Raw genomic sequence first — 11,966 nt, 5'->3', positions numbered from 1 at the left:
AATTCGGAGAACAGCAGCATGACGCGGCAGATGGTACTGGTCGGCTTCCTTCAGGCCCAGAACTGCACGAATTTGCCGAGCTCGTGGCGACATCCGGACTCGCGCGACGATTCGATGTCGGCGGACTATTATCAGGAGATCGCCAAAATCCTCGAAGCCGGCAAGTTCCACATGGCCTTCTTCGACGACCGGCTGGCGATGCCGGACCGCTACGGCAACGATCACGCCCACACCGTCGAATACGGCATCCGCTGCGTGAAGATGGATCCGCTGATCGTGCTGACGACGATGGGCATGGTGACGGAGAAGCTCGGGTTGGGTGCGACCGGCTCGACGACTTATTTCGAGCCCTTCGACATCGCCCGCCGCTTCGCAACGCTCGACCTGATGTCGGGCGGACGCGCCGGATGGAACGTCGTGACCTCGCTCAATGACGGCGAGGCCTTCAACATGGGCCGGGATTCTCATCCCGAGCACGACGCCCGCTATGACCGCGCCGACGAATTCATGGAGATCGTTCTCGGCCATTGGGACACCTGGGAAGACGGCGCGCTCATCATGGACAAGACGAGCGGCCGCTTTGCCGATCCGGCCAAGGTGAAGCGGCTCGATCACAAGGGCCCATTCTACAAGTCCCGCGGTCCCTTCACGGTGCCCCGCTCCGACCAGGGCCATCCCGTGATCATCCAGGCCGGCGCGTCCGGCCGCGGCCAGCGCTTTGCAGGACGATGGGGTGAGGTGATCTTCACCGCTGCACGCAATCTCGCCGCCGCCAAGGAAGGCTATGCGTCGGTGCGTAACGAGGCCGCGAAAGCCGGCCGCGATCCGGAGGCGATGTTCCTCTGCAACCTGACGACACCGGTTTGCGCCGCGACCAAAGCCGAGGCCGAAGACAAGATGGCGCTGATCAACAAGCTGCCGCTGCAGATCGACGCGCTGTCGCTGCTGGCCGAAGCGCTCAACTACGATTTCGCCTCCAAGGATCTCGACGAGCCGCTGACGACTGCAGAGCTGAAGAGCATGCAGGGCATTCTGGGCATCCGCGACGGCGTGCTCAAGAACTCCGGCAAAAGCAATCCGAGCGCGCGCGACTTCGTCACCTTCTCCGGCCGCGGCCAGGTCCAGGATGCGATGGTCGGCGGTCCCAAGGAGATCGCGGACAAGCTCGAAGAAATGTTCGTTGAGCGCGGCTGCGACGGTTTTGTCATCGCCGCGACCTATGTGCCCGGCTCCTATGCCGATTTCGTGCAACATATCGTCCCGGAATTGCAGCGGCGCGGATTGTTCCAGAAGGAATATCGCGGCAAGACGCTGCGGGAAAATCTCGGGCTCAAGCGGCCGGCTGCCGGCGACTGGAAAGTGCAGCCGCGCGATGCCGCGGAATAACAACGGAGACACGGCATGCGCTGGCTGAAATTCACCGCTGCGGACAAGACGTCCTGGGGGATCGTCGAGGGTGACCAGGTCATCGCGATCGAGGGCGATCCCTTCGGAGAATGGCAACGCACCTCGCGCACGTATCAGCTCTCGCAGGTCAAGATCGAACTGCCGCTGATTCCGCGCACCTTCTACTGCGTCGGCTTGAATTACCTCAAGCATCTGAAGGAAGCCGCCGACAAGCGCGGCGAAGTGCCTGCTGTCCCCGACCGCCCCGAGATCGGCTATCGCGCGCAAAACGCGCTGATTGCGCATGACGAGGACGTCGCGATCCCGTCCTTTGCGACGGACAAGATCCACTACGAAGGCGAACTCGTTGTCGTCATCGGCAAGAAGGTGAAGCATCTCACCAATCAGAATGCGATGGATTGCGTCTTCGGCTACACCATCGGCAACGACGTCAGCGAGCGCAGCTGGCAGAAGGCCGACCGCAGCCTGTGGCGCTCGAAGAACGCCGACACGTTCAAGCCGATGGGCCCGTGGATCGAGACCGAGGCCGACCTCGACAAGATGGAAACGATCGTCCGGGTCAACGGCAAGGAGACCAACCGCTTCCACACCAACGACATGATCTTTGGCGTGGTGCCGTTCCTAGTCGAGCTGACCAAGTATTTTACGCTATGGCCGGGCGATGTGATCTGGATGGGCACGGATGGTGCCTCGCCTGATATCAAGCACGGCGACGTCGTGGAGATCGACATCACCGGCATCGGCACGCTGCGGAACAGGTTCGTGCGGGAGGAGCGGTGATCCTCATCCTGAGGAGCTTGCGAAGCAAGCGTCTCGAAGGATGAAGGCCCGGTTGTGGCGTCGCGCTTCGAGACGGCCGCTACGCGGCCTCCTCAGCACAAGCTCAAAACGGCAGCGCGACGCCCGTCTTGATCTCCTTCAGCACCACGTTGCTTCTGACATAGCGGATGCCGGGAATGCGGAACATGAAGTCGTCGAGGAATCTGTTGTACGCCGCCATATCCTGCACGACGACACGCAAATGGTAATCGGCATCGCCCGTGGTCGCAAAGCACTCCAGCACCTCACGCCGCGTGGTCACCCGCGCGACGAACTCGTCGACGAATTTTGCGTCGTGCCGTTCCAGCGAGACGTGGAGGATCGCGGACATCGCAAAGCCGGCCTGCTCGCGCGCGACCAGGGCCGCATAGCCCCGGATGGCACCGCTCTCCTCCAGCGCGCGCACCCGGCGCCAGCATGCCGAAGTCGACATGCCGACTGCGTCGGCGAGCTGCTGGTTGGTGGCGCGGCCGTCCTTCTGAAGATAGGCGAGAATCCGCGCGTCCTGGTCTTCGATCATGGAAACCACCAAAATGGATTAATCTACCTTCCCGTAGATCGTTTTGGATAACTCTACCATAATAGGTACGCCATTCGGAAAGAAAGGTAAGACCTACCAGTTGCCCAGGCTTACCCTTCTCCCATCCGGCAAGGATGCCGTGGGGAGGTCCGCATGGCCGCCATTTCGTCTCTCGATCCTTACGAGCTTTCCGACCGCTACGATCGCGAACGGGGCCGCGTCTTCCTCACCGGCACGCAGGCCATCGTCCGCATCGCGCTCGACCAGGTGCGGCGCGACCGTGCCGCGGGGCTGAACACGGCGGGCTTCATCTCAGGCTATCGCGGCTCGCCACTCGGCGGGATCGACCTCGAGCTGTGGCGCATCCACGAGCGACTGAAGCGGGACCGCATCGAATTCCTCCCCGCAGTGAACGAAGATCTTGCCGCGACCGCCGTGCTCGGCTCACAACAGGTCGAGACGCAAGCCGACCGCGAGGTCGATGGCGTGTTCGCTCTCTGGTACGGCAAGGGCCCCGGCGTCGATCGCTCCGGCGATGCGCTGAAACACGGCAACGCCTACGGCTCCTCACCGCATGGCGGCGTTCTGGTGGTCGCCGGCGACGACCATGGCTGCGTCTCGTCCTCGATGCCGCACCAGTCCGACGTCGCCTTCATGAGCTGGTTCATGCCGACGCTCCACCCCGCAAGCGTCAGCGAATATCTCGAATTCGGTGAATATGGCTACGCGCTGAGCCGCTTCACCGGCATGTGGGTCGGCTTCAAGGCGATCTCTGAGATCGTGGAATCCGGCGCGTCCGTCGCGCTGCGCCCACCGCGGGCCTTCCACGCGCCAGACTTCACGCCGCCACCCGGCGGCCTGCACTATCGCTGGCCCGATCTGCCCGGCCCGCAGATCGAGGAGCGGCTGGAGGCGAAGAAGCACGCGGTCTACGCCTTCGCAAAGGCTAATCCGATCGATCGTCACATCTACGACATCCCGGACGCCACCTACGGCATCGTCACCACGGGCAAGGCCCATCTCGATCTGATGGAAGCGCTGCGGCTGATGGGTCTCGACGAAGCGGACTGCCGCAGCATCGGCATCGACATCTACAAGGTCGGCATGGTCTGGCCGCTGGCGCTGCATGACGCGATGGCGTTCGTGAGGGGCAAGCGCGAGATCCTTGTCGTCGAGGAGAAGCGCGGCATCATCGAAAGCCAGTTCAAGGAATATTTTTACGATTATCCGGGCGAAAAACCCGAGCGCATGGTCGGTAAGCATGACGAGCAAGGGGCGCGGCTGATCTCCTGGATCGGCGAATTGTCACCGCGTGCGCTCGCTGGGGTGCTCGCACGCCGTCTCGATCCGATGTTCCCAGGCCTCAATCTCGCCGCACGCGCAGCCGGCTTGATGCCTGAGGCCTCGCGCACGATCAACGTCAGCGGTGCGACGCGTACGCCCTATTTCTGCTCGGGCTGCCCGCACAATACATCGACGAAAGTGCCCGAGGGTTCGAAGGCGCTGGCCGGCATCGGCTGTCATTTCATGGCCAGCTGGATGGACCGCGAGACATCGTCCCTGATCCAGATGGGAGGCGAAGGCGTGAATTGGGCCGCCTCGTCACGCTTCACCGGCAACAAGCACGTGTTCCAGAATCTGGGCGAAGGCACCTATTATCATTCGGGTTCGATGGCGATCCGGCAGGCGATCGCCGCCAAGGCCAACATCACCTACAAGATCCTGTTCAACGATGCCGTGGCGATGACCGGCGGCCAACCCGTCGACGGCCCAATCAGCGTCCACGCTATCGCGCACAGCGTCCGCGCCGAGGGCGTTGCGCGCATCGCGCTGGTGTCGGACGATCCGGCGCAATTTCCGCCAGGCGATCTTCCGGTCGGCGTGTCCCTCCATCCGCGCGAGAAGATGGACAGCGTGCAGCGCGAGCTGCGCGATATTCCCGGCGTCTCGGTGCTGATCTATCAGCAGACCTGCGCGACAGAGAAACGGCGTCGCCGCAAGCGTGGACAGATGATCGATCCCAAACGCTTCGCCTATATCAACGATCTCGTCTGCGAAGGCTGCGGCGACTGCTCGGTCGAATCCAACTGCCTCAGCGTCGAGCCCAAGGAGACGCCGTTCGGCCGGAAGCGCCGGATCAACCTCTCATCCTGCAACAAGGACTTTTCCTGTCTCAACGGGTTCTGCCCGAGCTTCGTCACCGTCGAGGGCGCGAGGCGCCGGAAGAAGGGCGCGAGTCGGATCGACGCGGTCGGCCACGCGGCCACGCTTCCCCTGCCCGCGCCCGCAACGCTCGACCGTCCCTATGATCTGCTCGTCACCGGCGTCGGCGGCACCGGCGTGATCACGGTCGGCGCGCTGATCGGCATGGCGGCCCACCTCGAAGGAAACGGTGTCTCGGTGCTGGATTTTACCGGCTTTGCGCAGAAATTCGGGCCGGTGCTGAGCTACATCCGGTTGGCCGCATCCCCCGACGCATTGCACCAGGTCCGTATCGACCAGGGCGCGGCCGATGCGCTGATCGGCTGCGACCTCGTCGTCAGCTCCTCGCCGAAGGCGTCCGGCACCTATCGAAAAGGTACGCGCGCCGCGGTCAACACCGCGGAGATGCCGACCGGCGACGTCGTCCGCTTCCGTGACGCCGATCTCGCCTCACCCGCCCGCCTGCGTGCGATCGGCCAGGTGATCGGCGACGGCAATCTCGACACCATCAACGCCAATGCGCTGGCCGAGCGCCTGCTCGGCGATGCCGTCTATGCCAATATCGTCATGCTGGGCTTTGCCTGGCAGCGCGGGCTGCTGCCGGTCTCGCTGTCGGCGCTGTTGCGCGCGATCGAGCTCAACGGCGTCGGGGTCGAAAGCAACAAGCAGGCTTTCGCCTGGGGCCGGATTGCAGCCGCCGATCCCGACTTCTTGCCGAAGGTGGACGAAGCGCCGAAGGCCGAGACGCTCGACCAGCTGATCGACCGCCGCGCCGACTTCCTCACGGCTTATCAGAACGATGCCTACGCAGCGCGCTATCGAGAGCGCGTTGCAAGTGTTCGCCATGCCGAAGCCAGCCTGAATAGCGAGGCATTGACCCAGGCGGTCGCGCACGCCCTGTTCAAGCTGATGGCCTACAAGGATGAGTACGAGGTGGCGCGCCTGCACATGCAGACCGGCTTCCTCGACGAGTTGAAAGGCGAATTCGAAGGCGACTTCAGCATCCAATATCACCTTGCCCCGCCGTTCCTGCCGTCGAAGCGCGATGCCCGCGGACGTCCGCGCAAGCACGCCTTCGGACAGTGGATCCAGATGCCGCTCGCCATGCTGGCGCGGGTGAAGGGATTGCGCGGGACGCCGTTCGATCCGTTCGGCTACACGGCGGAGCGGCGCGCCGAGCGGGAACTCATCACCTGGTACGATGGCGTCATCAAACGGCTGCTCGGCGGACTCGACGCGGCGCAACTGCCAAGCCTGGTCGCCATTGCAAAAGCGCCGATGGATATCCGGGGCTACGGGCCGGTTAAGGACGCCGCGATCGGGAAGGTGAAGGCCGAGGTCGAACGGCTGTTCGCCGAGCTCAATGCGCCATCACCTGCAAGGATGCGCGCCTACGGTTGACGGAGCGCCGACGAGACTTCAGCCTCTGGAGCCGAGGGGCGCCCTGATGGCGCTCCTGCAACCGGGTGACGCCTCATGGATTTCGACCAGTTGACCCTGACCCAGGCTGTGGCCGACCTCCGCGCCGGAAAAGTCACGAGCACCGCGCTCACGACGGAAGCTCTCGCCCGCGCCAAGGCCAATGCCGATCTGAATGCCTTCGTCACCCTGGACGAGGCCGGCGCTCTGAAGGCTGCGGCCGCATTCGACGCGAACGACAACAAGGACAAGCCGCTCGGCGGTGTTCCCATCGTGATCAAGGACAATATCGAGGTCACGGGGCTCCCCTGCAGCGCAGGAACGCCGGCGCTGAAGCATTACGTTCCGAGGGCCGACGCGCCGGTGGTCGCAAAATTGCGCGCGGCGGGCGCGGTCATCATCGGCAAGACCAGCATGCACGAGCTCGCTTTCGGCATCTCCGGCTACAACACCGCATTCAAGACCGGCGCGGAGTTCGGCGTGCGCAACGCCTATGACCGCACCCTGATCGCGGGCGGCTCCTCCTCAGGAACGGGCGTCGCGATCGGCGCGCGGATCGTCGCGGGCGGGCTCGGCACCGACACTGGCGGATCGGTCAGGGTCCCCGCCGCACTGAATGGATGTGCCTCGCTGCGTCCGACGGTCGGACGCTATCCGCAAGCTGGCATCGCGCCGATCTCGCACACCCGCGACACCGCGGGCCCGATGGCGGCGACCGCGGCGGATGTCGAACTCCTCGACCGCGTCATAGCAGGTGGCGAAGCCGTTCAGGCGGCCGATCTGAAGCAGATGCGAATCGGCATCGTGAGGTCGATGCTGACAAATCTCGACGCTGACACCAACGCCGCTTTCCAGGCAGCAGTGGCGAAGATGAAAGCGCAGGGTGTCACGATGGTCGAGATCGAAATGCCGCAACTGGCCGAGTTCAATGGCCAGGTCAGCTTTCCGGTCGCGCTGTACGAAGCCTATGACGATCTGGTCGCCTATCTGGACCACACCGGCACGGGCCTCAGCATCGAGGCGATGGCAAGGGACATCTCCAGCGCCGACGTCAAGGGCACCTATGATGGCCTGGTGATCCCGCGCAAACTGCCTGCCCCCGATGGCACGCTGGTTGACGCCAAGCCGATCTATGACGCCGCGATCAATAGTGCACGCCCCGCGCTCCAGGTGCTTTACAGCAGGACTTTCGCCGACAACCGGCTCGATGCCATCGCCTTCCCGACCACGCCGCGCGTCGCCATTGCCTCCAATCCGGATTCCAGCAGCCTCGAGAATTTCGGGTTGTTCATCCAGAACACCGATCCCGGCAGCAATGCCGGCATTCCCGGCATCCAGATCCCGATTGCGCTCGGCGCGGTCAGCAAACTTCCGATCGGACTCGAGCTGGATGGCCCTGCAGGCAGCGACCGCCGCCTGCTTGCGCTCGGCATGGCGCTTGAAAAAGTGTTCGGACGGCTGCCGGCGCCACCCCGCTCATGAATAGGGATTGATCAGCTTCTGCTGCTCGGCGCTGTGATGCACGAGCATGTCGATAAAGGTCCTGACCTTCGCCGACAGATGATGCCGGTGCGGATAGACCGCGTTCATCGACATCTCGACGGGACGATATTCGGGCAGAAGGCGAACGAGATGACCGGCTTCGAGATCGCCCTGGACGAGAAAACCGGCCATCAGGCAGACGGCAGCGCCTTCCAGCGCCACCTTTCGCAAGGCCTCACCGCTGTTGGTGATAAAGCTGCCGGAGATGCGCACCGATGCCGGCGTGCCCTTGCGATCGAAGAAGCGCCAATCTTCGCCGAACGGATAATTCAAGTGACGGGCGCAATTGTGCGCGGTGAGCTCATCGAGCTTCTGCACGCGACCGTGCCTTTCGAGGTAGTCGTGCGAGCAGCACAGCACGTGCCGCCAGGTTGCGAGGCTGCGAACGATCAGGCTCGAATCCGGCGGCGCGGTCATGCGCAGAGCAACGTCATAGCCTTCTTCGATGAGGTCGATTTCGGCCTCGCCCATCCGCAGATCGATCTTGAGCTCCGGATAGGACGACAGGAGCTTCGCCACCACGGGCGCAACGAACGGCACCATGTGCGTGGCGACGTGGATCCGTAGCGTGCCGCGGGGCACCGACTGCAATTCGCTCGCGATATCGTCGGCCTGTTTGATTTCGGCGAGTATCTGGATGCAGCGGTCGTAATAGGCCTTGCCGATGTCGGTGAGGCTGACCTTGCGCGTGGTGCGCTGAAGCAGCCTCACGCCGAGCCGGTCTTCCAGCGCCTGGACGTGATTGCTCACCATGGTGGTCGACATGTTGAGCTTGCGGGCTGCTGCAGAGAAGCCGCCGGTCTCGACCACCCGGCTGAAGACTTCGAGACTGGTCAATCGGTCCATGCCGACTGATTATCCGCTCTTGAGAGATAATCGCAAGGAATTCCGTCCGATTATCCATCAAACCGCTCCTGCGGGCAGCGCGGATGCGTTAGCCGCAATCCCTCGACAGGCGCGGCAATCGCTCTGGGGCAGTCGTACCTCCGGCTCGATAGATCATACGGGCCAAGGCGAGATCCCGGGACTATCCACTGTCAGCGGATAATCCTTTCGGCATTTCGCTGATTATCGATCGGACGAGGAAGACCGATAGTCTGGGTCAGCCGAAGGAGACTGCCATGTCCGAGATGCCCCGCACCAAAAACTTTCAGCAAGCGACTGAAATACCGCAAGCTACCCCGACGGCGCCGGTGCGTGGTCCCGCCCGGAATACGGTCCGGCGGGCGGCGCTGGCGCTCGCGTTCCTTGCGGGCACGGCTGCGGTTGTCCATTACGGACACGACTACTGGGTCAACGGCCGTTATCTCGAGACAACCGACGACGCCTATGTGAAGGCCGACTCCACGATCATCGCGCCAAAGGTCTCGGGCTACATCGCCAAGGTGCTGGTCAGCGACAACGAAAAGGTCAAAGCGGGCCAGCTGCTGGCGAAGATCGACGACCGCGACTTCAAGGCGGCGCTCAATCAGGCCCGCGCCGATGTCGCTGCGGCGGAAGCGGCAGTGCGGAACCTCGACGCCCAGCTCGAACTCCAGCAGCCGATCATCGAGCAGAGCACAGCCGATGTCGCTGCTGCGGACGCGAATCTGAAATTTGCGCAGGAGGAGCGCGCCCGCTACGACGACCTGATGAAGTCGGGCTCCGGCACGATTCAGCGCGCGCAACAGACTGACGCCGCGTTGCGCGCCAGCAACGCGCAACTGCAACATGCCAGGTCGGGCCTCGTGGCCGCGCAACGCAAGGTCGACGTGCTCACGACCCAGCGCGCGCAGGCTACTGCCCAGCTCGAACATGCGCGTGCGGTCGCGGAGCAGGCGACGCTCAATCTCTCCTACACCGAGATTACCGCGCCGGTCGACGGAACGGTCGGCGCCCGCTCACTGCGCGTGGGACAGTTCGTGCAGGCCGGCACGCAATTGATGGCGGTGGTGCCGCTCGATGCGGTCTATGTCGTGGCGAATTTCAAGGAGACGCAGCTCACACATGTCCGCGCCGGCCAGCCGGTCGAGCTGCACGTCGACAGTTTCCGCAACCAGACCCTGCGCGGCCATGTCGACAGCCTGTCGCCGGCGAGCGGCCTTGAATTCGCATTGCTGCCGCCCGACAACGCCACCGGCAATTTCACCAAGATCGTGCAACGGGTGCCGGTGAAGATCGTGCTCGACGACCACAGCCTGACCGGCCTGCTGCGCCCCGGCATGTCCGCGGTGCCGACCGTCGACACCAAGCAGACCGTGCTGGCCGAGCGTGAGACGGCGAAGCATCTCGCCGACAACGCGGCCCGTCCGAACGGCGGTTGAAGCCGGAAAGGTCCGGCGGGACTATCAAGTCCTACCGGATGATCCTTCCCAAACTTGGTCGATTATCGAAACGAACTGCCTGATCCATCCTGTCTCCGTAACCGAGACGAGGCTTCCATGAGCACGCTCCAACCGACCGTTAATACCACGGCCGATATCCCCGCTCCCGTCGCGGCCCCCGCAACGCCCGCCGTCTCGACCAAGACCTGGATCGCCGTGATCGGCGCGACGCTCGGCGCCTTCATGGCGGTGCTGAACATCCAGATCGTCAATGCCTCACTCGCCGATATCCAGGGCGCGATCGGCGCCGGCATTGATGACGGCGGCTGGATCTCGACCTCCTATCTGATCGCGGAGATCGTGGTGATCCCGCTGTCCGGCTGGCTGGCGCAGGTGTTCTCGATCCGCATCTATCTCCTCACCAATGCGGTCCTGTTCCTGGTCCTGTCAGCCGCCTGTGCGTTGGCGCAAGACCTGCCGCAGATGATCGTGCTGCGGGCGGTGCAAGGGTTTACCGGCGGCGTGCTGATTCCGATGGCGTTCACACTCATCATCACATTGCTGCCGCGCGCCAAGCAACCCGTGGGCCTTGCGCTGTTCGCGCTGTCGGCGACGTTCGCGCCCGCGATCGGCCCGACCATCGGCGGCTATCTCACCGAGAATTTTGGCTGGCAGTACATCTTCTATGTCAACGTTGTCCCCGGCACGATCATGGTCGGCATGCTCTGGTACGCGCTCGATGCAAAGCCCATGAAGCTGTCGTTGCTGCGCGACGGCGACTGGGCCGGCATCATCACCATGGCGATCGGATTGTCGGCGCTGCAGACCGTGCTCGAGGAAGGCAACAAAGACGACTGGTTCGGCTCGCCCTTCATCGTCAAGCTGTCCGTCATCGCGGCCGTGGCGCTGAGCGCCTTCCTGATCATCGAGCTCACCGTGAAGAAGCCGCTCCTGAACCTGCGTCTGCTGGTCCGCCGCAATTTCGGCTTCGGCATGCTCGCGAATTTCCTGCTGGGAATCGCGCTCTACGGCTCGGTGTTCATCCTGCCGCAATATCTGGCCCGCATCCAGGGCTACAATGCCGAGCAGATCGGCATGGTGCTGGCTTGGACCGGCCTGCCGCAGCTGGTGCTGATCCCGCTGGTCCCGCGGTTGATGCAGAAGCTCGATGCGCGGCTCATCATCGGCGTCGGCTTCGTCCTGTTCGCGGCCTCCAACTTTATGAACATCTACATGACCGGCAACTATGCCGCCGATCAATTGCTCTGGCCCAATGTGGTTCGTGCGATCGGCCAGGCGCTGGTAATGGCGCCGCTGTCTGCGGTGGCGACCTCAGGCATCGAACCGGAGAACGCGGGCTCGGCCTCCGGCCTGTTCAACATGATGCGCAACCTCGGCGGCGCCGTCGGCATCGCGCTGTTGCAGACCCTGCTGACCAAGCGCGAGCAGTATCACTCCAACGTGCTGATGCAGTCAGTCTCGCTGTTCGAGCAGGCGACGCGGACGCGGCTGGAACAGCTCACCCAATACTTCGTCAATCACGGCATTCTCGATCGGGCGGACGCGTTGCATCGCGCCTATGTTGCGATCGGCCATATCGTGCAGAAGCAGGCCTATATCCTCGCCTTCAGCGACACCTTTTATCTGCTCGGCGTGGCCCTGATCGTCGCGCTGATCGCCACCCTCTTCCTGAAGAAGGCCGGCCACGCCTCGGCCGGCGGCGCCCACTGACGTCAACCCAGCCAGCAAGGAGA

At 63.5% G+C, this 11,966-nt stretch carries 8 protein-coding genes; 6 read left to right on the top strand and 2 right to left on the bottom strand.

The genetic code is table 11. The annotated features are described in order from the left end of the window. Window positions 1–18 precede the first annotated feature (18 nt). Entirely contained in the window at window positions 19–1,386 is a 1,368-nt protein-coding gene (locus IVB42_RS23155) for an LLM class flavin-dependent oxidoreductase (RefSeq protein ID WP_018453393.1), read from the top strand. 15 nt (window positions 1,387–1,401) lie between these two features. Beyond that, on the top strand, window positions 1,402–2,187 hold the full coding sequence (locus IVB42_RS23150) for a fumarylacetoacetate hydrolase family protein (protein ID WP_018453392.1): 786 nt from the start codon (window positions 1,402–1,404) through the stop codon (window positions 2,185–2,187). Window positions 2,188–2,290: 103 nt separating this feature from the next. Here IVB42_RS23150 and IVB42_RS23145 read toward each other — a convergent pair whose 3' ends face one another. Further along, complete coding sequence (locus IVB42_RS23145) at window positions 2,291–2,746, bottom strand: Lrp/AsnC family transcriptional regulator (RefSeq protein WP_018453391.1); 456 nt, start codon at window positions 2,744–2,746, stop codon at window positions 2,291–2,293. 153 nt (window positions 2,747–2,899) lie between these two features. Between IVB42_RS23145 and IVB42_RS23140 the strand changes: the two genes are divergently transcribed. Beyond that, entirely contained in the window at window positions 2,900–6,349 is a 3,450-nt protein-coding gene (locus tag IVB42_RS23140) for an indolepyruvate ferredoxin oxidoreductase family protein (protein ID WP_018453390.1), read from the top strand. Window positions 6,350–6,424: 75 nt separating this feature from the next. Then, the gene (gene iaaH, locus IVB42_RS23135) at window positions 6,425–7,849 is read left to right on the top strand and encodes an indoleacetamide hydrolase (RefSeq protein WP_018453389.1); all 1,425 of its coding nucleotides are present in this window, start codon (window positions 6,425–6,427) and stop codon (window positions 7,847–7,849) included. Here iaaH and IVB42_RS23130 read toward each other — a convergent pair. Continuing rightward, the gene (locus tag IVB42_RS23130; protein ID WP_247299329.1) at window positions 7,844–8,755 is read right to left on the bottom strand and encodes a LysR family transcriptional regulator; all 912 of its coding nucleotides are present in this window, start codon (window positions 8,753–8,755) and stop codon (window positions 7,844–7,846) included. The two genes, iaaH and IVB42_RS23130, sit on opposite strands and share 6 nt — an antisense overlap. Window positions 8,756–9,030: 275 nt before the next feature. On the opposite strand from IVB42_RS23130, the gene IVB42_RS23125 reads away from it, so the two are divergent. After that, the gene (locus tag IVB42_RS23125; RefSeq protein WP_247299327.1) at window positions 9,031–10,212 is read left to right on the top strand and encodes an HlyD family secretion protein; all 1,182 of its coding nucleotides are present in this window, start codon (window positions 9,031–9,033) and stop codon (window positions 10,210–10,212) included. Between the two features lie 117 nt (window positions 10,213–10,329). Further along, window positions 10,330–11,943 carry an MDR family MFS transporter gene (locus tag IVB42_RS23120; RefSeq protein ID WP_018453386.1) on the top strand — a complete coding sequence of 538 codons (1,614 nt, stop codon included), beginning with the start codon at window positions 10,330–10,332 and terminating at the stop codon, window positions 11,941–11,943. The last annotated feature ends 23 nt before the right edge of the window (window positions 11,944–11,966 follow it).

It is taken from the genome of Bradyrhizobium sp. 45, from assembly GCF_023073155.1.
Lineage (GTDB): Bacteria > Pseudomonadota > Alphaproteobacteria > Rhizobiales > Xanthobacteraceae > Bradyrhizobium > Bradyrhizobium canariense_D.
This window is presented reverse-complemented; position numbering and strand designations above follow the sequence as displayed.